Raw genomic sequence first — 26,345 nt, forward strand, 5'->3', positions numbered from 1 at the left:
TGATACGAGAAGGGCGCCTCACGGGCGCCCTTTTTGTTTTCATTCAAATTTGACGCGCCAACGAGAATTGCGCGCCGCTGTCGGAGGTGCAGTTCAGCTGGTTTGGCGTGACCAGCGCGCAGTTGACCTTCGACTGAGTGTTTCTCACCAGAGAAGTCATGTTGATCTCGACCAGCTTGTCGGACAGCGAGACATAGGTTCCGGATGCGAGAAGCTGATTGGTATCCGTCGTGCGAGTGGAGAACTGGCCGCCCTGGAAGCTGGAGACGATACCGTTCGGATCCACCCAGGCGCCATCGACAGTCGGCGTCTGCTGGATTGGCGGAAGAGGGCGGCGCGGACCTGACGAGGTGCAACCGGCCAAAACGAGCGCAACGGCACAGGCAGCAAGAGCAGTCTTTTTATTCATCGAATTGGCCTCCAGCACGAGCTGTCGCGGCTCCGCCGCGCGGTAGTGCCTGAAACATGGCGTGAAGAGGTGGTGAAAGCAAGGCGCGAGCCCGCAGTAAAAAGAGTTATCCCACGTTAGCCGGTCGATTGTCGGCTACGGGCACGCCGCGGTGTGTCAATGGCCCGCCAAGCCGCGGGCCATCGTTTGATTGTTGCGACTCAGCGGACGAGGATGTTCCGGAACTGCCAGGGATCCTTCTCATCCAGGTCTTCCGGGAAGAGGCCCGGGCGGCCGTCGAGCGGGGTCCAGTCGGTGTAGTGGCCTTCCACCGGACCGAGATAGGGCGACTGCACTTCGAGGCAGCGCTTGTAGTCCATCTCGTCGGCTTCAACGATGCCGGCCTTCGGATTTTCCAATGCCCAGACCATACCGGCGAGAACGGCGGAGGTTACCTGCAGGCCGGTCGCGTTCTGGTAGGGGGCAATGCGGCGGGTTTCCTCAAGCGACAGACGCGAGCCGTACCAGTAGGCGTTCTTGTCGTGGCCGTAGAGCAGGACGCCGAGTTCGTCGATGCCGTCGACCAGTTCGTCCTCGTTCAGGACGTGGAGAACAGGCTGCTGGTTGCCACCGTTGCCGAACATTTCGTGCAGGGAGAGAACAGCGTCATTGGCCGGATGATAGGCGTAGTGGCAGGTCGGGCGATAGACGACTTCGCCATCCTTCTCGACGGTGAAGTAGTCTGCGATCGAGATCGACTCGTTATGGGTGACGAGGAAGCCATACTGCGGACCCGGCGTCGGGCACCAGGTGCGGACGCGGGTGTTGGCGCCGGGCTGCTCAAGATAGATTGCTGCCTTGCAGCCCTTCTTGTGCTTCTTGGCGTTCTTCGGCATCCAGTTTTCGTGCGTGCCCCAGCCGAGTTCGGCCGGCTGCAGACCTTCCGAAATGAAGCCTTCGACCGACCAGGTGTTCCAGAAGACGTTGAGCGGCTTCGGGTTCTTGGTGCGCTGGGTGTCGCGCTCGGCAATGTGCACGCCCTTGACGCCGACCTTCTTCATCAGCTTGGCCCAGCCTTCGCGATCGTTCTGGTCAGGCTCTTCGAACTTGATGCCAATCTCGTTTGCGAGATTGACGAGGCCCTGCTTGACGAACCACGACACCATGCCCGGATTGGCGCCGCAGGTGGAGACCGCGGTGGTGCCGCCGGGGTTCTTCGCCTTTTCCTGGCGCACTGTTTCGCGGAGCGCGTAGTTGGTGCGCTCAGAGTTCTTCATGCTCTTGTCGAAGTAGAAGCCGAGCCACGGCTCGACGACAGTGTCGATATAGAGCACATCGAGCTTGCGGCAGAGCTTCATCAGGTCGAGCGATCCGGTGTCGACAGAGAGGTTGACGCAGAAGCCCTGGCCTTCGCCTTCCGTCAGCAGCGGCTTCAGGAGCTTCTTGTAGTTGTCCTTGGTGACATGCGCCTGGATGTGCTTGATGCCGTGCTTGGCGAGCAGCTCGGCCTCGTCGTTGCGCGGGTCGATGACGACCATGCGGCTCTTGTCGAACTTGAAGTGGCGCTCGATCAGGGGAAGGGTGCCGCGGCCGATCGAACCGAAGCCGATCATCACGATCGGGCCGGTGATCTCACCATATACCGGGTAGCTAGTGCTCATTTCAGTCTCCTTGGAGATGCCGCGGTAGCGTTCGGCGCCAAACATTGCCCCTTTTTGGCCGATGCGGATCGACCTTCCGGCTCGGCTCTAATCACAGTTTTCTGACATAATAAAGAGAGCAGCATTTTATGGTGGCAACCGGTTGATGCTTTTTAGCTCGAAAACGACCTCAACGCCGTCACAAGATCGGCCCGGCGCTCGGCCAGCCCCTTGTACGCAACCTGTTCGGCGGTCAACCCTTCGAGCTGATCGGCAAGCGCATGTCCAAGCGCCTGGCCGTTCTCCGATGTCGCGAAGGCCTTTACCGGGTCGAGGTAGATGCGGATCGTGAAGACGATATCGCCGGTCGCCGGCAGTCTGCGGAGAGTCTGTCGTTCGACCCGCACGAAGGCGCCGGAGACGTCGATACCCGTGGCCGCCGGATCGGCGGCGGGTCGAACACTGACCGGGTGATAGAGCGCGTAACGCCAGTTGATCGACCAGTTGAAACGCTCCGCCGGCAGGTCCGGCTGGAGATTGTCGAAGACGCGGTTGACGATCGTTGCATTGCGCGTCCCGGCCTGAAAGCCGGGGACGTGGGCGTGCACTTTGTCCATCGGCTGCATGAATTTTTCAGCCAGCGACCACGACGAGGGAAAGGCGAGGTGGGCGGCGACGATGGTCCAGCCGTCCGGCTTGCGGCGAAGGAGCACGAGGTCGTCCTGGATCAGCGAACCGGCGCGAAACAGCGGTGGTCTTGCCTCGTCCTCTATATCGACGACGTGTCCGGCCACCGAGAAACGGCCGCCCGATCGCGAATAGAGACCGGAGTGTTTTTGCAGCAGGTGGTCCAAGAGGAGATCAAGGCATTCCTGTTGCGAGTCGATGCTTTCCCCGGCCGCGCGAAAGATGTCGTCGTACCGCTCATCGGCAAGGCGTTGTTTTTCGCCCAGATAGCGCGCCAGATCGTCGTCCGGTTCGATCCAGCGATCGGGATTGAGCGTGGATAATCCAATGGAGAAGGGCTTGGACGAACCGTCATAGGGGGTATAGGCGGACATGCGATTTCCGGTGCGCCGATTGTGGTGCCGACACTCTTCCGTCAGTCCTTCAGCATTTCAAGCCCCTCGACCACTGTCGTCAGCGCGATTTCGGTGATTGTGTATTCCGCGATACCGTGTTCGACGAAGGGATCGCTGGCGACGACGGCTTCGATCGCTGCCCGGTCGCCCTTCGCGAGGATCACGCCACCGGTCCTCGGCACTTTGCGGCCCGACGCCAGAAACATGTCGAGGTCGTAACCGCGTTTCACCCAGTCCATATGCGGCGCCATGACGGCATCGGCGGCCTCGAGCGGCTTCACATAGGTCAGCGACAGGATGAACATCAGGCATTTTCCTCGATCAGTTCGGCGCGGATCAGGCCGCGCAAAGAGTTGCCGACGAACAAGGGACGCCCGATGAGGTCGGCTGGCTTCAAAGTCTCGCTTTTTGCCTTGCGCTCGCGGATCAGGTCGGCCCTGAGCACGCCCGGCAAGAGGCCGCTCGCGAGCGGGGGCGTGAGAAGGACGCCGTCGAAACCTTCCACGAAGACATTGGTGATCGTGCCTTCGCAGACTTCACCGCGCTCATTGAGCATCAGCACCTCGTCGGCCTCCTCGGTCGAAAACTCGGCGCGTGCCGCCTCATAGGGTTCGCGACGGGATGTTTTGTGGCGGAACAGGGAGTCCTCGGAGTTCAGCCGCGTCTTCGCGATGCGGACACGCCAGACCGTTTCTTCCGGCTGGGGTTCGAACGCCGTGCAGGTGACTTCCACCTTGCCGCGGAAGCTGGAGACGAGACGGACACGAAGGGGTTTTTCGCCCGTCGCCTTTTCCTTGAGTTTTCCCTCCACGTCCTGTGGCTGCCGGAAACCGAGTGCATCCGCCGAGCGGGACAGGCGGCGAAGGTGCTGATCCAGTCGCATGAAGCCCGTCCCCGGCTCCCATCGCATGGTTTCGATCAGCGAGAAATCCATTGGTCCCCTACCGCGAAGCGCGCCTTCAAGAGGCATTCCTCGTATTCGGCCTCCGCCTTCGAATCGAAGACGATGCCGCCGCCGACATTGAAGACCGCGCGGCCGTCTTTGAAAAGTGCGAGAGTTCGTATGGCCACCGAAAAACGCATCGGTCCCGCCGGATCGCAATAGCCAATCGCGCCGCAGTAGATGTCCCGGGGGCCGGTCTCCAGAGCATGAAGGATCGTCATCGCGCTCAACTTTGGAGCGCCGGTGATCGAGCCGCATGGGAAAAGGGCTTCGAAAATTTCCGGCAGGCCTGCTTCCGGCAACAGCCTGGCCCGCACGTGGCTGACCATCTGGTGCACCGTGGGATAGGTCTCAATGTCGAAGAGCTTCGGCACGTCCAGCGTCCCGACCTCGCTGATGCGCGAGATGTCGTTGCGGAGCAGGTCGACGATCATCCTGTTTTCGGCCTGCGATTTCTCGTCCGCCTTCATCGCAGCGATAATGGCCGCGTCGTCAGCGGGTGACGCTCCGCGCGGGGCGGTTCCCTTCATCGGGTGGGTCTCGATCCATCGATTTCCGTCCACCTTGAAGAACAGTTCCGGCGAACGGGAGACGATGGCCGGGCCGCCCATCTCGACGAGCGTGCCGTATCGCACAGGCTGGCGCTCGATCAACGACCAGAAGACATCGGCCGGGGTGCCCTCCCAGCGAGCGTCTACGGGCATGGTGAGATTTGCCTGGTAGCAGTCTCCCTCCCTTATGTGGCGATGCAGCCGGTCAAAGCGTGTGCGGTAATCGTCCTGCGACCATTTCGCGACCGGCTCGCTGATCGTGGGCGCGTTGCGTCCCGTCTGCGTCGGCACGACGGTCGCGGTACCCGGCGCTGAGAATACGCCGAACAGCAGGAGAGGAGTCTCGCGTCCCGACGGTGCCAGTGGTGCGAGCTTCGGCTCGAAAGCGAAACCCGCCTCATAGGACGCATAACCCGCGAGCCAGCGACCGGTTTGGCGCAATTCCTCCAGCCGTTGCAGGGCCGGACGAACCTCCTCAACGGTCCTTGCTACGACAATTTCGGAGGGCTCCGAGAACAGCAGGGACTGGTTCTCGGGATCGTTGCTGAACAGTATGTAGGGTGGTTCTCGGGTCATTGGCCGTCTGCAATCAACAACGGCCGCGAGGTCGCGGCCGTTCGATAATCATTCGTTACACAGGTGTAGCGTTTTCCGTACGCCGAGAAACGACGCGTGTGTGTCAGGCCCTGTCCAATGCCTCAAGCTCGTCGATCAGCCCTTCGATCATCGACAGGCCCTTCGCCCAGAAGGAGGGATCGGTGGCATCGAGGCCGAAAGGCGCCAGCAGTTCGGAATGGTGCTTGGTGCCGCCAGCCTTCAGCAACTCGAAATACTTATCCTGGAAGCCCGTCTCGGCTTTTTGGTAAACCGCATAGAGGGAGTTCACCAGGCAGTCTCCGAAGGCGTAGGCATAGACATAGAAGGGAGAGTGGATGAAGTGGGGAATGTAGGTCCACCACGTTTCGTATCCCTCCGAGATCTTGATCGCAGGCCCGAGACTTTCTGCCTGAACCGAAAGCCAGAGTTCGCCGATCTGTTCGGCCGTCAGTTCCCCGTCCTTGCGGGCGGTATGGACCTTGCGCTCGAATTGGTAGAAGGCGATCTGACGCACGACCGTGTTGATCATGTCCTCTACCTTCTGGGCCAGCATGGCCTTGCGCTCGCGCGTGTCCGAAGCCTTGTCCAGCAATGCGCGGAAGGTGAGCATCTCACCGAACACGGACGCCGTCTCGGCGAGCGTTAGGGGCGTCTGGCACATCAGGGCACCTTGTCCACCGGCCAGCACCTGATGAACGCCGTGACCGAGTTCATGGGCGAGCGTCATGACGTCGCGCGGCTTGCCGAGGTAATTGACCAGCACGTAGGGATGTGCGGACGGCACCGTCGGATGTGCGAAGGCGCCCGGCGCCTTTCCAGGACGGGCAGGGGCATCAATCCATTTCTCGTCGAAGAAGCGTCCCGCGATCGCAGCCATTTCGGGGGCAAATCCGCCGTAGGCCGACAGCACGGTCTCGCGCGCCTCGCTCCAGGGGATGATCCGGTCGGCGGCTTCGGGAAGCGGTGCGTTGCGGTCCCAGTAGTTGAGTTGCTCGACGCCAAGCCATTTCGCCTTCATCGCGTAGTAGCGATGCGACAGGCGCGGGTAGGCGTCCTTGACGGCTGCCGCCAGAGCATCCACGACGTCCCGCTCGACGCGGTTCGCCAAATGCCGGCTGTCGGCGATGTCGCCAAAACCGCGCCAGCGGTCCGAGATTTCCTTGTCCTTGGCGAGCGTGTTGGTGACCAGGGTGAAGACCCTGAGATTTTTCGCAAAGACTTGCGAGAGTGCGGCGGCACCCTTGCGCCGCATTTCCGGATCAGCTTCCTGCAGGAGGTTAAGGGTCGCCTCGAGTGCCAGTTCCTCGCCGTCCACGGTAAACCGCAGGCTCGCCAGCGTTTCGTCGAAGAGGCGGTTGAACGCGGCCGCGCCCGTCATCGATTTTTCAAGGAAGAGCTGCTCGATCCGGTCTTCCAACTGGTGCGGCTTGTCCTTGCGCAGGTCGATGATCCAGGGACGATAATGGGCCGCGAGCGAGTCGCGCTCCATGGCCGCATCGACAACCGCGTCGTCCAGGCGGTTCAGCTCGAGCGAGAAAAACAGCAAATGGGCGGACATGTCGGTCAGTTTTGCCTGGACGTCGCCGAAGAACTTGCCGTTGGCGGCATCCGTCATGTCCGAGTAGTAGGTCAGCCCGGCATAGGAGCCGATCTTGCCAAGAAGATCGTCCAGCGCGTCGAGCTCCCTCAGTGCCGCCCCCAGGCCGGGCTCGCCCTGTGTTTTGGCGGCATCGCCGAGTTTGCCCTTCCACCTTTCTTCGAATTCCAGACATAGCTTTTCCGCCTCCTTCAAATCGGCGACGAAGGCGTCCGATGTCGGCGATGGGTAAAGGTCTTCCAGTTTCCAGACAGGAAGTTCGCCCAGTGCGGCATCCGTCTTTGCCGCTTGTGACGCCGGCGCTTTCAACGGGTGATCGAGCCACGAGATCGAACGCATCCTGATTATCCTTCCTGCTATTCCATGTTGGTAGCAACGTAGTGAACCGGGCGACCGCCGACAAGCTTGCTGCGTCGCAATGTGCCATTCTTGCCGATTGGTTAAAATCCGAGCGTTTCTTAAAACCCCTTGTTCAAACCTCGATGGCAGGGTCGCGGAACAGCCGAATGACACGGCTGGTGCTCAGAGTGAAATTCGGGAGTTACCGGTGACCGCGCACATTCTCGTCGTGAACGACGATCCGGCCCAGCGTCGTCAGATCAAAACCGCCATCGAATCAAAAGGTCATGTTGCACTGTGCGCCGATCGGGTGCCAGTTGCGCTCGAAATGCTTCGAACCCGCGCGGATGCCATCAAGTGCGTGTTGCTGGACCTGTCGCTTGACGGTCTCGACTATCGAAGCTTTCTTGCAGCGATGAACCAGATGGCTGTCGATGCGCCCGTGATCGTGAAGACGGGGCAGGGCGACGTTGAACGCGCCGTGGAGGCCATGCGGTCAGGCGCATTCGATTTCATTGTCGAGCCTGTCAGTCCCGAGCGGATCGTGGGCGCTGTCGAAGGGGCCCTGATGTTCAACGGCCGGGATGCCGGAGCCAGGGTGTCGCGACGGTCGCGCTCCGGCCATGTGAGCTTCTCCGATATCGTTTCGTCGAGTGGTGCCATGGCAAGGGTCGTGGAGCTTGCACGCCGCGCCGTCGGTACAGTCATTCCGGTCATCCTGGAGGGCGAGAGCGGCGTTGGAAAGGAACTCGTTGCGCGTGCCATCCACTTTTCCTCCGACCGGAGCGGGAGACCGTTCGTATCCGTCAGTTGCAGCGCTGTCGCGCCCGAGGCCATCGAGGCCGTGCTCTTCGGTGCCGATGATACGGATGATCCCGAAAGCGCGGGCAAATTTGTCGCTGCGGACGGGGGAACCGTGTTTCTCGACGAGATCAGCGCGCTGCCGCTTGCGGTGCAGTCCCGCCTGCTGCGCCTTGTGCAAAACGGAGAGATCGACCGTCAGAACGGCCGGCGCCAACGGAAAATCGATGTCCGGCTCATTTCGTCGACGCGAAAAGACCTTATCGAAGAGGTCAAGGCCGGCCGTTTCCGCGAAGATCTCTACTATCGCCTCAACGTCTATCCCATCACAATTCCGGCCTTGCGCCGCCGACGGGAGGACATCCCTTTTCTCGCACGGGCCTTCGTCGAACGCTTCTCCGGCGAACAGCGGCTGGTGCGTCCGCTCGGCATGTCACCCGGAGCCCTTGCGCTACTCACCGCGTATGACTGGCCGGGCAATGTCCGGCAGTTTGAAAACGCCCTCTATCGCGCCGTGATCCTCGCCAGCGGGCCGGAGCTGACCGAAGCGGACTTTCCCCAGATCGCCGCGGAAGTGCCGAGCGATGCGCTCGGCCGCTCCGAGCGAGCCGAACGCCCGGCCGAACCTTCGCCGAGCAGCGGGCTCGTCGGTCGGCTGTCCGATCACGATACAGCACGACTGACGGCCGCGGCGTCCAATCCGTCGGTGCTTTCGGAGAACGTCATCGTCAGTACCGATAACAGCGGGAATGTGAGGAAGCTGGCGGATATCGAGGAAGAGCTCATCCGCTTTGCCTTGAAATACTATCGCGGCCAGATGAGTCAGGTGGCCCGCAAACTTGGAATCGGCCGCTCGACGCTGTATCGGAAGCTCAAGGATTACGGAATCGATCCCGATGATCCCCAAAAACATGCCGCCTGAATGACATCGATCAATGCGGCAGTGTTAACCCTCGCGCAAAGTTCTTCTGGTAGCACGACATAAATGATCTGTTAGTGTTTCATTCACCAGCAGAAAGACAGTTGTGCGACTGTGGCGGATTTGCCATGGTGTTACCGCATTTGGCATTAGATTGGGGTGGCGTGGGACGTCATCTTGAGTACGGGGATCGATTTGCTGAAACGGCCAGCGATAAATGCGCCTCTTTGTGTGGTTGGGCGCAACCGATGGGCTGCACGTAGGCCGGCTGCCGCCAAGGTCATTTTGTCCGCCTTTTTGATCGTATTGAGCTGCCTGCTGATAGTTGGCGCTTCCGCCGGAAGTGCGGCGGCGGAAACGCGTTCCCTGAAAATCCACTTCGTTCATACCGGAGAAAAGGCCGAGGTCGTTTTCAAAAGAAACGGCAAGTACGATGCCAAGGGACTGCGTCAACTCAGCTACCTTGTTCGCGACTGGCGTCGTAACGAGCCGACCAAGATGGATCCGCGGCTTTTCGATCTCGTGTGGGAAGTTTATCGCCGCGCCGGTGCCAAAGGCTACATTACCGTCGTCTCCGGATATCGTTCTCCCGCGACCAACGCCATGCTGCGATCGCGCTCCAAGGGTGTCGCAAAGGAAAGCCAGCACATGAAGGGCACCGCCATGGATTTCTATATCCCTGGCGTGCCGCTGAAGACACTGCGTGAGATCGGGATCAAGCTGCAGGCCGGCGGGGTCGGTTATTATCCGAAGTCCGGTTCTCCGTTCGTGCACATGGACGTCGCCGGGGTTCGTGCCTGGCCCCGCATGTCCCGCCAGGATCTGGCGCGGCTTTTCCCGGACGGAAAAACCGTACACATCCCGGCTGACGGAAAGCCGCTGCCGGGATATCAGCAGGCTCTTGCGGAGTACAAGAAGCGGCTGAGTTCGAAGCAGCAGATCCTCATCGCCGATGCGGACGAATCGCCCAAGAAGCGCAAGAACCTGTTTGCGATCCTGTTTGGTGGCGGAGACGAGGACGAAGAGGAGGACATCTCGGTCCCTGCGGAACGTCCGACGCTTGTCGCTGCCGCACCCGCGCCCGAACCACCGCCGCAGCAGCCGGTGGTGGAGGCTGCGCCGCAGCCTGAGGTGGCGATTGCGTCCTTGAATGCGCCTGTCCCGCTGTCGCGTCCTTCGGTCGCTGCGCAGGATGGCAGCCTTGCAACAGCGCTTTATTCGCCAAACCGCAGCCCGGCCCAGGACGCATTGACACAGGTGACGGCGGAAGCGCCTGCAAACGAAGAGAATTTCGCCGACCTGCAAAGCTACAAGATTCCGGTGCCTACGCTTCTCGGCGCGCGCAACCTGCCAGGACAGGCGGAAGCTGGCGTGATGACGGCCTCGGTGTCTCCAGACGCAGTCGGCGCCATGTCGCCGGAAATGGCTGCCGTGCCGGTACCACTCGGACGGCCGGCTATTGCCGAGGCGCTTCTGGCGTCAGCTGATGGCATGGGCGAGGCGGACGTCGATGAAGTCGAGCAGGCGATCCTCTCGCCTGAAGCGGCTGCCGCGATCGAACAGGCCAATACGATCCAGCAGACGGCCGCCGCTGAGCCGGCACCGATAGCGCCCATGACAGTACCGGTCCCTGCCTATGCCGAGGCTGAGGCGGCGATGACAGGCAATGAAACCGGCCCGCAATATATTCGCGTCGCGTCGCTGCAGCCGAAGGCGGACGATGTGGATTTCGGAGACGTGTTCGACGCTCCCAAACCTGTCGACCCGAGCCTCGCAGCGGGACTTCCGACCAAGGGTGGCCGGCCGACCGAAGCTGAAGCGCAGACGGCGAGGATCGCCATGCAGGGCGGCACGAAGCTCACGAAGGATATGATCGCGAGCTGGGCGCTCAACAGCGACCGCTTCGAGGCATCGAAGGCCACGAAGGCGCCGCGGGTGGTGAGCCGAACCCTGACGACCCAGCCGAGCGAGGTTTACTCCGTTGGCTTCAAGAGCAGCAATGTCGTGGTGGATCCGGCACGCTTCGGTATCGTCGCTCCGGCAACGCAGTGAAACGGCCCAATCGCCAGATGATAAGCCACAAAAAAAGCCCCGCGAGGGGCTTTTTTCACGTCGCTATAGCCGAACGCGTCATTCCGCTTCGGGCGGATTTTCGATCATGCCGAGGGCGTGCAGGTAGGTGTCGAGGATCAGATCCTCTTCCATGCGTTCCTGCTCGTCCTTCTTGCGGAGTGCGATGACCTTCTTCAGGATCTTGGTATCGAAGCCCATAGCCTTGGCTTCACCGTAGACGTCCTTGATGTCGTCGGCGATCGTCTTCTTTTCTTCTTCCAGGCGTTCAATGCGCTCGACAAAGGCGCGGAGTTGGTCGCGGGCGACGCCGTGGGCATCAGACATCGGTATCTCCTGTATGTAGGCAAAAATTTCGTCGGCGTGACCTGCCGCGAAGCAGGTTCCGCGTCAAGGGAAAAGCGAAGAATGATGGCTATTCTTCGCGCGGCCTGTTGATTTCAAAGGCAGCTTTCTGCGCGTCGGTGGCGTCGGGCTGATTGAGGCGCTTCCACTCTTCATAAGGCATGCCGTAGACATGCTCTCGCGACTCGTCCTTCGTCATCTCCACGCCCGCCGCCTTGGCTGCGTCGAGATACCAGTTTGAGAGACAGTTGCGGCAGAAGCCGGCAAGATTCATCAGGTCGATGTTCTGGACATCATTGCGGTCACGCATGTGCCGGATGAGCCTGCGAAATGCCGCGGCTTCAAATTCGGTCTGCTGCTGCGGGGTGATCTCCGCCATGTCGGCCTCCCTGTCAATCGCTGTAAGGACCCGTCCGAGACGGATGTATCTTGTAGTCGTGCAAGGTCGGGTCAGCATTGAGTCCGGAGAAGATCGGAGCCAGCCTGTTCGCCCAGGCCGCTACACCCTCATCGTCGCCAATCAGGTCCTGTCGGACCTCCAGAAGAGCATGTGGAATACCGCGCCGCATGCAATGATGATACATCGTGTCGCCCTTCAGCGCGCCGTCATACGGTTCGTTGTCGCCGACGATGATATCGCCGGGTTGCCGGAGTGCAGTGAGAAGGGGAGCAACGGCGCGATGATCCGTATCCCAGAGAACGGCCGCATGCCACGGGCGGGGTACGCCTTTCCATGCCGGTGTAAAGGAATGGATCGACAGCACCAGCGGCGCTCGCCCGGTCGCATCCTCGACCTGTCGTATCGTCTGGTCGACGGCGGTGTGATAGGGCCGATGGTATGTGGCGATCCGGTGGTTCCACTCATCCGAAGTGATTGGGTGATTGCCGGGGATGACCGCCCCGTCGGAGATCTTCATGATGAGAGTGGGATCGTCCTCCCCGCGGTTCGGGTCGATCAACAGTCGCGAGAAGCATCCGAACACCGCGGGCACGTTCAATCGTGCGGCAAGAGTCCTAGTGAGCTTTTCCACGCCTATGTCGAAGGCGATGTGCCTTGAAAAGGCGCTTTCGGGTAATCCGAGCGATCCGTACTCAGGTGGCAGGGTGTTTCGGGCATGATCTGCCAGCAGAACCAATCCGCTGTCATATCGTCCCTCTAGGATGTCAAAAGGCGCAAAATCAGTCATGATCTCGGAAAGATGAACGGGATGGGGAGTAGTCGCACGTGACGTGGAAGAGCACAAGCTTTGCCGCTTGCCGGTCTTGTGGCATTATGCGTAGCGATCGCCCCGAACGGAAATTTAATCGATTAGTGTTACGTTGACTTTCCAACCCCACCATCGCAAGAAGGTTGGTGTCGACAAACCGTGGAGTTCTTCGGAAACCGTGCTGAACCGACATACCTTCCCCTTGCCTCGCTGGTCCGGACGAATGAACCGAATCGTATTCTTTTGCGCCTCCTGCTTCCTCGCCGTTTTGTTTGCCGGTGCGGCTCGTGCCGAGTTCCGCGTTTGCAACGGAACGCAAAATCTCGTCGGCGTCGCGATCGGCTACCGAGCGGCGGAAGGCTGGATCACCGAAGGCTGGTGGCAGGTGCCGGCCGCGACGTGCGCGACGCTCATCGAGGGCGAATTGCAGTCGCGTTACTACTACCTCTACGCCGAAGACGCCGCTCGCGGCGGGCGTTGGGCCGGTGACATCAACATGTGCGTGGCGGAGAACGAGTTCAAGATCACCGGGGTCGAGGACTGCTTCGCGCGCGGGTATCAGCAGATGGGATTCAAAGAGTATGACACCGGCCGCCAAGGCAGCTGGATGGTCCAACTCTCCGACACTCCCGGCACGCAGGAAAGTCAAAACTGATGAAGCGTAATCGCAAGGTAAAGATACTGGCGACTTTGGGTCCGGCCTCCTCCGAGGAGGAGATGATCCGCAAGTTGCACGAGGCCGGCGCGGACCTGTTCCGCATCAACATGAGCCATGCCAGCCATGACCTCATGCGCACGCTCGTCCAGAGAATTCGCTCGGTCGAGGCGCAATGCGGACGACCGATCGGCATCCTTGCCGACCTTCAGGGACCGAAGCTGCGCGTGGGAAAGTTCAAGGACGGCAGCGTGGAACTCGTTCCCGGCCAGACCTTCACGCTCGATAACAAGGACGAACCGGGCGACAACAAGCGCGTGTTCCTGCCGCATCCGGAAATCCTTGAGGCCGTGAACGCCGGCGACAGGCTCCTGATTGACGACGGCAAGCTGCACCTGAAGGCAGAAAAGGCCGATGGCAAGAGCATCGTCTGCACCGTTGTGTCAGGCACCAAGATTTCCGATCGCAAGGGCGTCAGCCTGCCTGATACAATACTGGCCACCGGCGTGCTGACCGACAAGGACCGTACAGACCTTGATGCGGTATTGGCGACCAACGATATCGACTGGGTGGCGCTCTCCTTCATCCAGCGCCCGGAGGACCTTGCCGAGGTCCGCAAGATCGCCAAGGGCCGCGTCGGTCTGATGTCGAAGATCGAAAAACCCCAGGCCATTGACCGTATCGACGAAATCATTGCCCTCTCCGACGCTCTGATGGTCGCACGCGGCGATCTCGGCGTCGAAATGCCGCTCGAGCGCGTTCCCGGTCTCCAGAAGCAGTTGATCCGCGCATGCCGTCGTGAAGGCAAGCCGGTGGTCGTTGCGACCCAGATGCTCGAATCGATGATCACGGCCCCCGTTCCGACGCGTGCGGAAGTCTCCGACGTCGCGACAGCCGTCTTTGAAGGTGCCGATGCGATCATGCTGTCGGCCGAATCGGCCTCGGGTCAGTATCCGGTCGAGGCGGTGGCGACAATGGCGTCGATTGCGTCGACGGTCGAACGCGAGCCGCACTATCCGGGCATCATCTATGCCCAGCGTGCCCAGCCCGAAGCGACGGGCGCCGATGCCATCTCGCTTGCCGCGCGTCAGATCGCCGAGACGCTGAAGCTGCAGGCGATCGTGTGTTACACGGCGTCGGGTAACACAGGTCTTCGCGCCTCCCGCGAGCGCCCGGAAGTTCCGATCATCGCGCTGTCGCCCATCATTCAGACGGCCCGCCGCCTGTCGGTGGTCTGGGGTCTGCATTGCGTCGTCTCGAACGAGCCGACTGATCTCGACGACATGGTGAACCGCGCCTGCCGGATCGTCGCTCAGGAAGGCTTCGGCAAGCCGGGCGATCGCATCATCATCTCAGCCGGTGTGCCTCTGGGAACGCCTGGAGCCACCAATATGCTGAGAATTGCCTATATCGGTACGGATGGGCTGAGCGGCATCTGAGGCGTGTGCAGATGTTTGGAGAAAAGGGCGTCGGGTCTCAGTCCGGCGCCCTTTTGCTATTCCGTGTCGCCGCTATCCTGCCTTCCGCCTCCAGAGCCAACCGATGCAGATCGCGCTCACGGCCAGCGATCTTTTCCAGCGCGGCGATCGCAACATCGGTGACGACGTAGTCCGGTTTGTGGCCCAGTCCCTTGATCCACAGCAGTTCCGAACCGGCGATATCGCGTTCCAGGCCGCGCGAATGGATTTCTTCAAGGACAATATCGTCGCTGTCCCCGGTGATGATGACTGTCGGTGCTTCAATCTCCCGATAACGTGGAGCAAAGTTCGCGACATAGTCATGCAGGCTTGAAACGTCGATTGCGTTCCAGCGGAACCCGTCGGGGCGCAGAACCAAAGCCGCGCCTGTTTCCTCGATGTAACGATCCGGTCTTGGGTTCGGAGCAAAGACGTTAACGGTGGCCGTGTCCAGTCGCGCCATACCGGCGTGAAGCGCTATGGCATACGAAAACAACGGACCCACAACAGGTGTTGATGCGAGGTCATAGTACCAGTCCACGCCGCCGGGCCAGGGATGGGTGGCCGGCGACAAGAAAAGCAGGCCGGCCGTCTTTTCCGGATGCAGCACCGCGAAGCTTGCCGCGATCGCGCCGCCGAACGAATGACCGACGATGATCGCCCGCTTTATACCCAGCTTGTCCATCGTGCGTGCGAGCGCATGCGCCTGGCCATCCGGACGCGCGTTTTCGGCTCCACCCCGGTCGGAATAGCCGTGGCCCGGACGATCGATGAACAGCAGTTCGGCGCGGCCTTCCAGCTCGGAACGGAAGGCATAGGCCTGATCACGAAGGTTGCCGCTGGCGCCGTGGATGAAAACGATTGGCGGTAGGTCGGGCGATGGTCCCGCCTGCAGGTGAAGCACGTTCATATGCATGTCGCCGATATCGATTCGAGTTCCGATATTCGGCCAACGCCGCTCCAGCTCCTTGGCGCGCCAGGCGGCGATGCCGGACGACAGGGCGAGAGCCATTGCGAGAACGGCACCGGTTATAATGGACAATGAAGAGAATGACACGATGAGCGGCACCTGACGGCGAAAGGATACCGCCGTGAAGATAGGTCAGATGCGGTTTCCAGCAAGCTTTTCCGAAAGGTTCGTTACGGCTTCCTGCGCCTGCCGGTCCGACGGGTAGATTTCGAGGTAGCGCTCCCAAGCGCGCAAGGCCATTTCCTCGCGACCCGATTCGGCAAGGATAGCGCCCATTCCGGCCAGCGCTCCGAAGTGACGCGGTTCCAGGGTCAGAACGTGATTGATGTCGGACATGGACTTACTGAACGCGCCCATCGAAAAATGCAGCGTAGCGCGCTTGTTCCAGGCGCCGACGAAGTCGGGCTTCAACGTGATGGCCTGATCAAGGAAGTCGAGCGCCGCGGCTTTCTTTTCTTTCTTGATGGCGTCATCCGCCCACTGCATCAGCAGATTGACCGTGGCGCTATCCGAACGGCTCCAGAGCGTGGACAGTCGCGCGGCGATGCTTTGGGCGCTGTCGGGGTTTCGCTGCCGCTTGAGGTCGACCAGAAGACGCTCCACGCTATCCGCGGTCGTCATCTCGTCGGACATGACCGCCAGTGGCGAGGCGGATGCCGCCTCCTCGTCCTGAGCCGTTGCCGGCATGGCAGGAATCAGTCCCAGCATAAGAATCGGCAAACGAAAAAAGCGCATGCGAACTATGATAGTTCGCCTGCGCCGTGTTTCAAATTCAAAACTTCGCTATCAACAGACGTCGCGGATGTCCGTACGTCGTCGACCTCAGCCTTGGCGGGCCTTGAAGCGCGGGTTCTGCTTGTTGATGATGTAGATGCGACCCTTGCGGCGGACCAGACGGTTGTCGCGATGACGGGCCTTCAGTGCTTTCAGCGAATTCTTGATCTTCATTTTACCGATCCGCGAGGGTTGCCGACGAACCTGCGATTCGCCGAGAGTCTTAAACATTCAAAAGCGCGCCGCGGGGCGCGCTCTTCTTGGGTTGGTGGCAAATACTCCGAGCAAAGCCCGAATGTCAACCGCCGGGGCGACTTTTCAGCCGCATTCGGCAGAAAATCCCGTCATTTCAGCTCGGTGACGTGGCCCATCTTGCGGCCGGGACGCGCTTCGGTCTTGCCGTAAAGGTGCACCAGCGTATTCGTCCGGGAGAGCCATGCGGGAACGTCGGCGATATCGTTGCCGATCAGGTTTGTCATGACGCAGTCGGAATGTCGCTCGGTCGCTCCGAGAGGAAGGCCCGCCACAGCGCGAATGTGTTGTTCGAACTGAGATACGACACAGGCCGCTTCCGTCCAGTGACCGGAATTGTGGACGCGTGGCGCAATCTCGTTCGCGATCAGGCTGCCGTCCGGCAGGACGAAAAACTCGATGCCAATGACACCCACATAACCCAGCCCAGAAAGAAGTTTATCGGCGGCGGCACGGGCCGCTTGTTCCGTAGTGGGGGTGATCCTTGCCGGCACGGTCGATGTATGGAGTATGCCGTTGCGGTGGACGTTTTCGGCCACGTCGAAACAGACTATCGATCCGTCCGTTCCACGCGCGGCGATAACCGAGACTTCGCGCTCGAAGGGCACAAAGCTCTCAAGAATAAGCGGAACGCCACCCAATTCCGCGAAAGCTCCATCCGCTGCGTCGCCGGCACGAAAAACCTTCTGACCCTTGCCATCGTATCCCATGCGGCGTGTCTTGAGCACGCCCTGGCCGCCAAATTCCGCGAGGGCAGCAACGAGTCCGTCCTGGTCGTTCACGGCCCTGAAATCGGCCGTCGGAATGCCGACGCCGTTCAGGAACTGCTTCTCAGTCAGGCGATCCTGGGCGACCTCAAGCGCTTTTGCAGGAGGAAACACCGGGCGCTCCTCGGCAAGCTTATGTGCGGCTTCGACCGGAACGTTCTCGAATTCGTAGGTAATAATGTCGCAGGACCGCGCCAGTTCGGCGAGCGCCGAGGGATCGGTATAGCTTGCGACGATCTGGCGGTTCGCAACCTGAGCGGCTGGGCAGTCTGCCTGCGGCTCAAGGATCACTGTCCGAAAATTGAGACGGGCCGCTGCCATAGCGAGCATTCGCCCGAGCTGGCCGCCGCCGATGATGCCAATCGTGGTTTGCGTCATGGTGCCTCGTCCACCGGATATTCGGCGACGGCCGAACTTTGCCGGTCAATCCAGTCGTCCAGCCGTTCAGCGAGATCGAGGTCGGTAATGGCGAGAACCCGTGCTGCCAGCAGCGCCGCGTTGACCGCACCGGCGCGCCCGATCGCCAGCGTTCCGACCGGGATACCGGCCGGCATCTGGACTATGGAATAGAGGCTATCCATTCCGGACATGGTCTTCGACTGGACGGGAACGCCAAAGACGGGGAGGGGGCAGAGGGATGCAACCATCCCCGGCAAATGGGCTGCGCCACCGGCGCCGGCGATGATCACCTTGAAGCCCTCTTCGCGGGCCTCCTTGGCGAAGGCATACATCCGGTCCGGTGTCCGATGGGCAGAGACGATCCGGGCCTCGTAGCTGATGTCGAGCGCCTCCAGGGTGTCGGCGGCATTCTTCATCGTTTCCCAGTCAGACTGGCTGCCCATGATGATGGCAACGGGCGGACGCTCTTCGCTCATCGTTGCTGCCCTTTCTTCAGGCGATGATGTCGGGGATGATTTGATCCTCGAGCTTGCTCATCTTGTCCTTGATGCCGAGTTTCTTCTTCTTCATGCGCTGTATTCTCAGCGCTTCGCAACCGACCTGGATCATGGCATTGATCGCGGCATCGTAATCCTCGTGCTCCTGGCGCAGCCTTGCGAGAGCGAGCCTGATATCCGCCTGTTCCTGGTCGGGCATGGTTTTGTCCCCATTCGAGCATGTCACGCTGTTTTCCGGCGTGCCGAAGATTCGCGCAAGCTCCTATCACCAATTAGCGGTAACGGGAAGTTATCCGTATTCCGGAAAATGCCGTTCATAAGGTGCATTTTGGCCTTCGACAAAACACATTCTTCGTGTCACATTACTTTCGCAAAGCCTGAAACTCCCGCGGTTGATGGCGGGAGGTAGGCGACAAGGAAGGACGTGACAAATGACCATACAGGCTCATCTTGAATCGCTCGCCAAGAAGCATGGTGCTCTGGAGGAAAAGCTGAATACAGCGCTCGCTTCGCCCTCCATCGACGACCAGCAAATCGCCGAAATCAAGCGTAACAAGCTGCGTATCAAGGATGAGATGGAACGTCTGAGGGCATCAACCCGCCACTGATCATCGTTCCGACATTGTCAGTACCGTGCCCCGGGGACCATTGCGGTTCGCGGGGCTTTGTTTTTCAGGACCAGAATTGGTCCAGCCACAGGTTCATGCCGTCGAAGCCCCGGTTGTTGACGGAGTAGATCCGCCGTGTCCCCTCCGATGTGACCGTGACAAGGCCGCAATCGAGCAGCGCCTTCAGGTGTTGCGACACAGCCGGCCGGCTGATCGGGAGGCCCTTGGCCAGGTCGTTGACGGTTTTGGGCGCGCGCCGAAGTTCTTCCAGGATGTGCCGGCGATTCGGGTCGGCAGTGGCTGCGAAGACATCGGGATTGCTCATGTGGAAAAACCTAAGCGAAACTTTGGTGACCGGCAAGCGGGTTGTGCGTTGCAGCAACCTGCAATCGACTAAAGACCGATCCCGTCCCAAAGCAGTTTCAGGCCGGCGATAAGCGCCATTCCGTACATGAACGGGTAGAAAATCGCCGGCTTCATCATCTTGACCAATTGCGCGCCGGCCAAGGTCGAGACAAGCGCGACGGGCAGGAGGAAAAAGGACAGGGTCAGATTTTCCGTGTCCAGTTCGCCAAGGGCGAAATAGGGGATGACCTTGATCAGGTTTACCAGCGCGAAAAAACGCACACTGGCGCCGGTGTAGCTGCGTGGGTCGAGCTTCAGCGGCAGGACGTAGATCTGAAATGGCGGTCCTCCGGCGTGGGCGACGAAACTCGAATAACCGCACACTGTCCCCCAGAAGGTGGCGAGGACACTGTTGTGAGAGCGGGCAGCAATTTCATTGCCGCGGTGCCTGACATAGGTCTCGGCAACGAAACGCAGGACAAACGTCACCGTGATGAGGCCGAGGACAAGCCTCATGGCATTGGCGGACACGTAGCTTGATGTAGCCCAGCCCAATCCGATTCCGAGAATTGCTCCCGGCAACAGGATGAAAAGGGTGCGGCGATCGTTGTACTGCCGCCATGCCCAGAGTGCGACGGCATCCATGACCAGGAGAATCGGCAGGAAAATTGCTGCTGCCTGCATCGGCGGCACAGCGAGTGCCATCAGCGGGACGCCAACGAGAGCGAAGGCGCCACCCAGGCCGCCTTTGGAAAGCCCCACGACGGCGACGGCCGGAATGGCGACCAGAAAAAACTCGAATGATGGCAGCATGGGTTTCTGTTGATCCTTTGACCGCACCGGTCTATCGAATTTCCAACAGGGATGCGAGCCCCACGGTATGACGCTCCGGAGGCTCCGAAAGGAATGAAGAAGATGACCACAACTGACAATCGATGCCGTCTGGTACTCGTGCTGCCTGACATGGCCGATTCGGCGGAGTGTGCGCGAGTGCTGGGCGATGCCCTCAAGGGCGGCGATGTCGCGTCGGTGATCTTGCCCAAATACGATCTCGACGATCGCGTCTTTCAGGATCATGCGGAAAAGCTGGTGCCGGTCATTCAGGATGCCGGGGCTGCTGCCCTGATCGTCAACGACAGTCGCGTCGCAGGACGTGCGAGAGCTGACGGGCTTCATATCGATGGAAACCAGGAGGCACTGGCCGAGGCGATCGAGAAGCACACGCCGAAGATGATCGTTGGCGGCGGCAACGCCAAGGAACGGCACGCGGCCCTGGAAATCGGGGAACTGCAGCCCGACTACATCTTCTTCGGCAAGCTCGACGGCGATATCAAGCCGGAGCCGCATTCCAAGAATCTGGCTCTGGCGGAGTGGTGGGCCTCGATGGTCGAAATCCCCTGCATGGTCATGGGCGGCACGGATCCCGAGTCGGCGCTCGCCGTTGCGGAGACCGGTGCGGAGTTCGTGGCGCTGGGCAAGGCCATCTTCTCCGATCCCGCCCAGGCTTCCACGATCATCTCTCGTGTGAACGCCCTGCTTGACGAAAAAGCGCCACGGTTTGACGGTTGAAACGGCGCATGGCGTTTCGGGCACACCTCACTTCGGCACTCTTTGCGTCGCTGATCAGCCTTGCAACGGCGGCGCTCGCGCAGGACGGCGGCGGCGATGCCGTCAACCGTCCGCTTGAGGACGACGCGACGATACTCGACCGGACGGGGCGTCCGGGAACAGGGCAACCGGAAGAGGGGGCAGCAGGCGCGGAGATACAGGGTTTGTCCCTTTACGAGCGAATGGGCGCTCCCTTGCCGGAGCCGCCGCCTGAGAAGCCTTATGACGGCCCGCTCGATGAGGCATATGGTGCCTTCCAGCGGGGACTCTATCTCACCGCGCTGGACAAGGCCTTGCCGCGAGCGCAACTGGGCGACCCGACCGCGCAGACCCTTATTGCCGAAATGACCACAAGGGGTCTTGGCGTGAAGCGGGATCCGAAGGCCGCCGCCTTCTGGTACGGGCAGGCCGCCGCCGGCGGTGATCCAAATGCCATGTTCCAATATGCCCTGCTCTTGATGGAGGGGCGTCACGTCGAGCGTGACAAGGCGAAGGCCGACGATTTCATGCGCAAGGCGGCTGATGCCGGCAACGCGTCGGCGCAGTTCAACTGGGCGCAGACGCTTGTCAGCGACAACCCCGGACGCAAGGGTTTGCAACTCGCCCTGCCTTACTATGAAAAGTCCGCCGACCAAGGCGTTGCCGATGCCCAGTATGCCGTCGCCCAGCTTTACAATACGCTTCCGGGCGTCAGCGACGACAAGCGGGTGAAGGCGCGGGACTACATGCTTCGCGCTGCCAAAGCCGGCTTCGACACGGCGGAACTCGACATCGGGATCTGGTACGTCAACGGCATCGCGGGTGAGCGAGATTACGATCAGGGCTTCCAGTGGCTCAGCCGTGCGGCGCGGAGGGGCAATGTCGTTGCCCAGAACCGGCTGTCGCATCTGTACATCAACGCCCTCGGCACGCGCCCCGATCCGGTGGAGGCGGCCAAGTGGTACGTGCTCTCGCGTCGTGCGGGTTTGACGGATGCGGGGCTGGAGGACTTCTATCTCGGCCTTACGGAAGAGCAGCAGAAGAAGGCCATCGACGCCGCGAATCGGTTTCGGGTAAAGTAGCGGCAGCCAGCCGACCAGCAGGATCGCCGCGGCTCTCGGGGTCGACATGGACAATCTTGAACTTTTTGAGCGGCTCGGGCTGGCAATCGTCATCGGCGCGGCCGTCGGCGTGGAGCGTCACTGGCGCGAGCGGGAAGAGCGCGAGGGCGCGCGCACGGCCGGCATTCGTACCTTCACGATGTTCGGGATGCTCGGTGGTGTCGCAGGCTTGCTCGAAAACGCCTTGCAATCAACCGGCGGCCTACCGGGGATCACGATCGGCGTCTTCCTTCTCTCGCTTTCCATTGTGATGGTGGTGTTTTCCATCAGGGAGGCAATCGCCGAACAGCGTTTCAGCGTGACCTCGGTCATTGCAGCCATGCTGACTTTCGGACTGGGGGCCCTTTCCATTCTGGGGGATCTGGCGCTCGCTTCTGCGGGCGGGGTTGCGCTCGTCGCCATTCTTGCCGCCCGTGATTTCCTTCATGCCGCTATCCGCCGCCTGCATTGGCTGGAACTTCGCTCCGCCATCATCCTGCTCGCCATGACGTTCGTGCTCCTGCCGGTGGTTCCCGATCAGGCAATCGGTCCCTTTGGCGGGGTATCGCCCCGATCGATCCTCGTGCTCGCGATCCTGCTCGCGTCGATCTCCTTTGTCGGCTATGTGGCGATCCGACTGCTGGGTCCATCCGTCGGTGGTGTGGTGGCAGGTGCAATAGGTGGGCTGGCATCTTCCACCGGTACGACGATCTCCTTTGCTCGGCGCTCTGCCGAGAACCCGTCAACAAGCCAAGCCTTGGCCGCCGGCGCGATCAGTGCCGGTGCCGTCTCGCTCGCGCGGACCGGGTTGTTGGTCGCCACGCTTGCTGCACCTCTCGCAGCGCCAATGTTGCCGTCCATGATTCTCGCGGCCGCCGTCATGGCGGTCTACAGCCTCGTTCTCGCTCGGCGAACCAAAGGGGACAGCGAAACGCAGCCGCCGGCCAATCCATTCGAATTGTGGGCTGTGCTGAAGATGGCGCTCCTCCTTGTCCTGGTCGCTTTCGCCGCCCGGGCGGCAGCGCAGTTCTTCGGTGAAGAGGGGCTTGTGATAGCCTCTTTGTTTTCCGGACTGGCGGACGTCGATGCCGCTACCGTCACGATCGCCGGGATGTTGCCGGTTTTAACCGTCAAAGCCGCGACCATGGGCCTGGCGGCCGCGATCGTGGCGAACATGGTGGCGAAGGCCGTTTATGGAACCGTGTCGGGCGAGCGGTCCTTCGCCATGCATCTATGGCTGGCGACCGTCCTTTCCGGGGTTGCCGCGCTGGTCGCACTTCCTGTCACGGGTTTGCTGCAAACGGGGTGATAGGCTCCTCTCATGCGTCCCCCTTGAACTTCGGCGGTTTTTGTGGTCTTGAACCGGCCCGACGCTTTTGCGATCAGCGCTTTCGCCACGGTTCGCGTCCGCCGCCTTCATTCGCAGCATACCAGGGGAAATGGTCCGATGGCCCGTTCAGCACTTCTCAATGTCATGGTTCAAGCCGCCTTCAAGGCCGGCAAGTCGCTGGCGCGTGATTTCGGCGAGGTGCAGAACCTCCAGGTTTCCGTCAAGGGTCCGGGCGATTTCGTATCGCAGGCCGACTTCAAGGCCGAGAAGATTGTCAAGGAAGAGCTTCTGAAGGCGCGACCGACCTATGGCTTCCTTGGCGAAGAGAGCGAAGAGATCAAGGGCACCGACGGTGCGCATCGCTGGATCGTCGACCCGCTGGACGGGACGACCAACTTCCTCCACGGCATTCCGCAGTTCGCCGTGTCCATCGCGCTGGAGCGCAATGGCGAGCTTGTTGCCGGGGTCGTCTTCAACCCGGCAACGGATGAACTCTACACCGCCGAAAAGGGGGGTGGTGCCTTCGTCAACGATCGTCGTATCCGCGTGGGTGCAAGAAAGGTGCTGTCGGATTGCGTGATCGGTTGCGGTGTTCCGCATCTCGGTCGAGGCCAGCATGGAAAGTTTCTGATCGAACTGCGTCACGTGATGGGTGAGGTCGCCGGCGTGCGCCGTATGGGCGCGGCAGCGCTCGATCTTGCTTATGTGGCGGCAGGTCGTCTGGACGGGTTCTGGGAAACGGGGCTATCGCCCTGGGATATCGCGGCAGGTCTGCTGCTGATCCGCGAAGCCGGCGGGTTCGTCAGCGACATGAGCGGCGGCAACGACATGTTCACGACCGGGACTGTGGTCGCCGGCAACGAATATATCCGCAAGTCGCTCCTCGAGGTCATCAGCAGGCCGATGCCCTGACAACCGGAACGGTAGGAAACCTTTCCGCCATACCCCTTCAATTCGTCTCAATTTTAAACTAGCCTCCGCGGCGAGATTCCAGGAGGCTGAATAGATCATGGCGAAAGTGAAGCTGGCGGACCTTGAGGGCTCGGAGGTCCAAGGCGAAGGATACGGCACGAAGCTGTCCAGTCCCATGCCGTTCTTCTCCACGATGGTGATTTTCCTGATCATCGTCGGCTTCATAACGGCAATCCTCTACCGGCAGGCGCATGCCGCCTTTGTTACCAATCCCGGTCTGAATGGCCTTATTCTTGGCGTTCTCGCGGTTGGCATCGTTCTGGTTTTCAATCACGTGCTGGCGCTGAGACCCGAGGTTCGCTGGTTCAACTCGTTTCGCGCGGCCGGCAGTGCCGAAAAGGTTGGACGCGAGCCCCGGCTGTTGGCACCCATGCGGGCGCTGATCGGCAATCGTGGCACGGTCGCGATTTCGACGACAGCGCTGCGCTCGATCCTCGACTCGATCGCTACCAGGCTTGATGAGTCGCGTGATATTTCACGCTACCTCATCGGCCTTCTCGTCTTTCTGGGCCTTCTCGGCACCTTCTGGGGTCTGCTGGGCACCATCGGCTCGATCAGCTCGGTGATCCAGTCGCTCGATCCCGCATCAGGAGATGGTGCGGATATCCTGCAATCGTTGAAAAGCGGATTGACGGCGCCGTTGAGCGGCATGGGGACCGCATTCTCGTCCTCGTTGCTGGGTCTCTCCGGATCTCTGATCCTCGGCTTCCTCGACCTGCAAGCGGGGCGAGCCCAGAACCGCTTCTACACCGAGCTGGAAAACTGGCTTTCCTCCGTCACAGATGTCGGTTCTGAGGTTGGCGGCGACAATGCAGAGATGCAGAAGCTCGTCCAGCAGCTGGCGAAGATGGGCGAGGGCGGTGGGTCGGAGCGGTCGGTGGCTGCCATCGCCAACCTGGCCGAAGGAATCCAGGGCCTTGTTAAGAACATGCGCAACGAGCAGCAGATGCTGCGCGACTGGATCGAGGCGCAGCAGGAAGATACCCGCGCGATGCGCAAGACGCTCGACCGGCTGAATGACAAGCTGGGTGAAAAGATCAGCGAGGACAAGTAGTCATGGCTCTTGCTCGCAATCGGCGTCGCGACAGGGGTGTCGACTACTGGCCGGGTTTTGTCGACGCGCTGTCCACCCTGCTGCTGGCGATCATGTTCCTGCTGACCGTCTTCGTGGTGGCGCAGTTCATCCTCAGCCGCGAAATCACCGGCAAGGACGAGGTGCTCAACCGGCTGAACAATCAGATCGCCGAGCTCACCGAACTTCTGGCTTTGGAAAAGGGTAACAAGCAGGATCTCGAGGATTCGCTGGCCGCCCTGCAGTCCTCTCTCGCGGCGTCGGAGGGAGAGCGTTCGCGGCTTCAGGAACTTCTCTCCAGCGGCGCGGGTGCCGCAGACGCGGCCAATGCGCAGGTCGGCGCCCTCACTGATCAGCTAGACGAGGAACGCCAGGTGAGCGCGCGCGCGCTCAACCAGATCGAACTCCTAAACCAGCAGATCGCCGCCTTGAGGGCGCAGATCGCCGCCGTCGAATCCGCTTTGCAGGCATCTGAAGCCAAGGATGCTGCCTCTCAGGCCAAGATTTCCGATCTCGGGCGCCGGTTGAATGTGGCACTTGCCCAGCGTGTGCAGGAGCTCAATCGCTATCGTTCCGATTTCTTCGGGCGGCTTCGGGAAATCCTCTCCGATCGCGAGAACATCCGTATCGTCGGTGACCGCTTCGTCTTCCAGTCAGAGGTGCTGTTTCCGTCCGGCGGCGATACGCTCAATCCGGCCGGGCAGGCGGAGATGACGAAACTTGCCGGCGCTCTTCTCGATCTCGCCAAGGAAATACCGGCGGAAATCAACTGGGTGCTACGTGTCGATGGTCATACAGACAATGTGCCCCTATCCGGTACCGGGCGTTTTGCCGATAACTGGCAGCTATCGGCGGCCCGTGCGATTTCCGTCGTGAAGTTTCTCGTCTCCCAGGGCGTACCCGCCGATCGGCTCGTCGCCGCAGGGTTCGGCGAGTTCCAGCCGATTGCCGAGGGCGATACACCGGAGGCCCGCGACCAGAACCGACGGATCGAGCTCAAGCTGACCGAACGATAACGGTTGATCGGCATGCTCCCGGGCTTGTGGTTACTCTTACGTATTCGTAAGAATAGCCATGGGC

28 protein-coding genes and 1 pseudogene are annotated in these 26,345 nt (G+C 60.8%); 11 read left to right on the top strand and 18 right to left on the bottom strand.

From position 1 onward, the window contains the following. Positions 1-43: 43 nt before the first annotated feature. From omp10 to J5J09_RS19045, 7 genes are all read right to left on the bottom strand, one after another. The gene (omp10, locus tag J5J09_RS19015; RefSeq protein WP_208553804.1) at positions 44-409 is read right to left on the bottom strand and encodes an outer membrane lipoprotein Omp10; all 366 of its coding nucleotides are present in this window, start codon (positions 407-409) and stop codon (positions 44-46) included. A 200-nt stretch (positions 410-609) separates the two neighbouring features. Continuing rightward, complete coding sequence (locus J5J09_RS19020; protein WP_208553805.1) at positions 610-2,049, bottom strand: homospermidine synthase; 1,440 nt, start codon at positions 2,047-2,049, stop codon at positions 610-612. Between the two features lie 152 nt (positions 2,050-2,201). After that, entirely contained in the window at positions 2,202-3,089 is an 888-nt protein-coding gene (locus J5J09_RS19025) for a DUF3445 domain-containing protein (RefSeq protein ID WP_208553806.1), read from the bottom strand. A 41-nt stretch (positions 3,090-3,130) separates the two neighbouring features. Further along, positions 3,131-3,415, bottom strand: coding sequence for a YciI family protein (locus J5J09_RS19030; protein ID WP_208553807.1), 285 nt, complete (start codon positions 3,413-3,415; stop codon positions 3,131-3,133). Next, positions 3,415-4,044 (bottom strand): aminotransferase class IV family protein, encoded by a 630-nt coding sequence (locus tag J5J09_RS19035; RefSeq protein ID WP_208553808.1) that lies wholly within the window; start codon positions 4,042-4,044, stop codon positions 3,415-3,417. The genes J5J09_RS19030 and J5J09_RS19035 overlap by 1 nt, the downstream gene beginning before the upstream one ends. After that, positions 4,029-5,180 (bottom strand): aminodeoxychorismate synthase component I, encoded by a 1,152-nt coding sequence (locus J5J09_RS19040; protein WP_208553809.1) that lies wholly within the window; start codon positions 5,178-5,180, stop codon positions 4,029-4,031. Before J5J09_RS19040 ends, J5J09_RS19035 begins: the two co-directional genes overlap by 16 nt. Before the next feature lie 103 nt (positions 5,181-5,283). After that, a complete protein-coding gene (locus J5J09_RS19045) occupies positions 5,284-7,137 on the bottom strand; it encodes a M3 family oligoendopeptidase (RefSeq protein WP_208553810.1) in 1,854 nt (617 codons plus the stop codon). 208 nt (positions 7,138-7,345) lie between these two features. On the opposite strand from J5J09_RS19045, the gene J5J09_RS19050 reads away from it, so the two are divergent. Then, entirely contained in the window at positions 7,346-8,860 is a 1,515-nt protein-coding gene (locus J5J09_RS19050; protein ID WP_208553811.1) for a sigma 54-interacting transcriptional regulator, read from the top strand. Between the two features lie 228 nt (positions 8,861-9,088). Next, positions 9,089-10,909 carry a DUF882 domain-containing protein gene (locus tag J5J09_RS19055; RefSeq protein ID WP_348646507.1) on the top strand — a complete coding sequence of 607 codons (1,821 nt, stop codon included), beginning with the start codon at positions 9,089-9,091 and terminating at the stop codon, positions 10,907-10,909. Positions 10,910-10,987: 78 nt separating this feature from the next. On the opposite strand, the gene J5J09_RS19060 is transcribed toward J5J09_RS19055, so the two are convergent. The 3 genes from J5J09_RS19060 to J5J09_RS19070 form a co-directional block, all read right to left on the bottom strand. Further along, on the bottom strand, positions 10,988-11,254 hold the full coding sequence (locus J5J09_RS19060) for a DUF2312 domain-containing protein (RefSeq protein WP_208553812.1): 267 nt from the start codon (positions 11,252-11,254) through the stop codon (positions 10,988-10,990). Positions 11,255-11,342: 88 nt separating this feature from the next. Continuing rightward, positions 11,343-11,651 (bottom strand): DUF1244 domain-containing protein, encoded by a 309-nt coding sequence (locus J5J09_RS19065; RefSeq protein WP_208553813.1) that lies wholly within the window; start codon positions 11,649-11,651, stop codon positions 11,343-11,345. Between the two features lie 13 nt (positions 11,652-11,664). Continuing rightward, positions 11,665-12,459, bottom strand: a complete 795-nt coding sequence (locus J5J09_RS19070; RefSeq protein WP_208553814.1) for an N-formylglutamate amidohydrolase — start codon at positions 12,457-12,459, stop codon at positions 11,665-11,667. 301 nt (positions 12,460-12,760) lie between these two features. Between J5J09_RS19070 and J5J09_RS19075 the strand changes: the two are divergent. Together J5J09_RS19075 and pyk are read left to right on the top strand one after the other, a co-directional pair. Further along, a pseudogene (locus J5J09_RS19075) lies at positions 12,761-13,135 on the top strand (DUF1036 domain-containing protein); the annotation flags it as partial. Further along, positions 13,135-14,574 carry a pyruvate kinase gene (gene pyk / locus J5J09_RS19080; protein ID WP_208553816.1) on the top strand — a complete coding sequence of 480 codons (1,440 nt, stop codon included), beginning with the start codon at positions 13,135-13,137 and terminating at the stop codon, positions 14,572-14,574. The pseudogene J5J09_RS19075 and the gene pyk, both read left to right, overlap by 1 nt. Positions 14,575-14,611: 37 nt before the next feature. On the opposite strand, the gene J5J09_RS19085 is transcribed toward pyk, so the two are convergent. The 6 genes from J5J09_RS19085 to J5J09_RS19110 all read right to left on the bottom strand — a co-directional run bounded on the left by J5J09_RS19085 (position 14,612) and on the right by J5J09_RS19110 (position 18,450). Then, positions 14,612-15,604: an alpha/beta hydrolase gene (locus J5J09_RS19085; protein ID WP_208554448.1), complete on the bottom strand. Its 993-nt coding sequence runs from the start codon at positions 15,602-15,604 to the stop codon at positions 14,612-14,614. Positions 15,605-15,694: 90 nt separating this feature from the next. Next, positions 15,695-16,195 (bottom strand): hypothetical protein, encoded by a 501-nt coding sequence (locus J5J09_RS19090; RefSeq protein WP_246746049.1) that lies wholly within the window; start codon positions 16,193-16,195, stop codon positions 15,695-15,697. A gap of 189 nt (positions 16,196-16,384) precedes the next feature. Further along, positions 16,385-16,510 (bottom strand): type B 50S ribosomal protein L36, encoded by a 126-nt coding sequence (gene ykgO, locus J5J09_RS19095; protein ID WP_006726873.1) that lies wholly within the window; start codon positions 16,508-16,510, stop codon positions 16,385-16,387. Between the two features lie 170 nt (positions 16,511-16,680). Next, positions 16,681-17,733 carry a 5-(carboxyamino)imidazole ribonucleotide synthase gene (locus tag J5J09_RS19100; RefSeq protein ID WP_208553818.1) on the bottom strand — a complete coding sequence of 351 codons (1,053 nt, stop codon included), beginning with the start codon at positions 17,731-17,733 and terminating at the stop codon, positions 16,681-16,683. Beyond that, positions 17,730-18,230, bottom strand: coding sequence for a 5-(carboxyamino)imidazole ribonucleotide mutase (purE, locus tag J5J09_RS19105; RefSeq protein ID WP_208553819.1), 501 nt, complete (start codon positions 18,228-18,230; stop codon positions 17,730-17,732). Before purE ends, J5J09_RS19100 begins: the two co-directional genes overlap by 4 nt. Positions 18,231-18,246: 16 nt before the next feature. Further along, entirely contained in the window at positions 18,247-18,450 is a 204-nt protein-coding gene (locus J5J09_RS19110; protein ID WP_208553820.1) for a DUF465 domain-containing protein, read from the bottom strand. 232 nt (positions 18,451-18,682) lie between these two features. Between J5J09_RS19110 and J5J09_RS19115 the strand changes: the two genes are divergently transcribed. Continuing rightward, entirely contained in the window at positions 18,683-18,859 is a 177-nt protein-coding gene (locus J5J09_RS19115) for a DUF465 domain-containing protein (protein WP_208553821.1), read from the top strand. A gap of 64 nt (positions 18,860-18,923) precedes the next feature. Here J5J09_RS19115 and J5J09_RS19120 read toward each other — a convergent pair whose 3' ends face one another. Together J5J09_RS19120 and J5J09_RS19125 are read right to left on the bottom strand one after the other, a co-directional pair. Continuing rightward, positions 18,924-19,184 (bottom strand): metalloregulator ArsR/SmtB family transcription factor, encoded by a 261-nt coding sequence (locus J5J09_RS19120; protein ID WP_208553822.1) that lies wholly within the window; start codon positions 19,182-19,184, stop codon positions 18,924-18,926. A gap of 68 nt (positions 19,185-19,252) precedes the next feature. After that, positions 19,253-20,017, bottom strand: coding sequence for a sulfite exporter TauE/SafE family protein (locus J5J09_RS19125; protein ID WP_208553823.1), 765 nt, complete (start codon positions 20,015-20,017; stop codon positions 19,253-19,255). 102 nt (positions 20,018-20,119) lie between these two features. Here J5J09_RS19125 and J5J09_RS19130 point away from each other — a divergent pair, with 102 nt between their 5' ends. From J5J09_RS19130 to J5J09_RS19155, 6 genes are all read left to right on the top strand, one after another. Next, complete coding sequence (locus tag J5J09_RS19130; protein WP_208553824.1) at positions 20,120-20,773, top strand: thiamine phosphate synthase; 654 nt, start codon at positions 20,120-20,122, stop codon at positions 20,771-20,773. A gap of 8 nt (positions 20,774-20,781) precedes the next feature. Beyond that, positions 20,782-21,873 carry a tetratricopeptide repeat protein gene (locus J5J09_RS19135; RefSeq protein WP_208553825.1) on the top strand — a complete coding sequence of 364 codons (1,092 nt, stop codon included), beginning with the start codon at positions 20,782-20,784 and terminating at the stop codon, positions 21,871-21,873. 46 nt (positions 21,874-21,919) lie between these two features. Further along, a complete protein-coding gene (locus J5J09_RS19140; protein WP_208553826.1) occupies positions 21,920-23,200 on the top strand; it encodes a DUF4010 domain-containing protein in 1,281 nt (426 codons plus the stop codon). Positions 23,201-23,338: 138 nt separating this feature from the next. Continuing rightward, positions 23,339-24,133 carry an inositol monophosphatase family protein gene (locus J5J09_RS19145; RefSeq protein ID WP_208553827.1) on the top strand — a complete coding sequence of 265 codons (795 nt, stop codon included), beginning with the start codon at positions 23,339-23,341 and terminating at the stop codon, positions 24,131-24,133. A 97-nt stretch (positions 24,134-24,230) separates the two neighbouring features. Beyond that, positions 24,231-25,247 carry a flagellar motor protein MotA gene (locus J5J09_RS19150; protein ID WP_208553828.1) on the top strand — a complete coding sequence of 339 codons (1,017 nt, stop codon included), beginning with the start codon at positions 24,231-24,233 and terminating at the stop codon, positions 25,245-25,247. Between the two features lie 2 nt (positions 25,248-25,249). Beyond that, positions 25,250-26,281, top strand: a complete 1,032-nt coding sequence (locus J5J09_RS19155) for a peptidoglycan -binding protein (RefSeq protein WP_208553829.1) — start codon at positions 25,250-25,252, stop codon at positions 26,279-26,281. The last annotated feature ends 64 nt before the right edge of the window (positions 26,282-26,345 follow it).

Origin of the sequence: Ciceribacter sp. L1K22 (assembly GCF_017599385.1) — a bacterium.
GTDB lineage: Bacteria > Pseudomonadota > Alphaproteobacteria > Rhizobiales > Rhizobiaceae > Allorhizobium.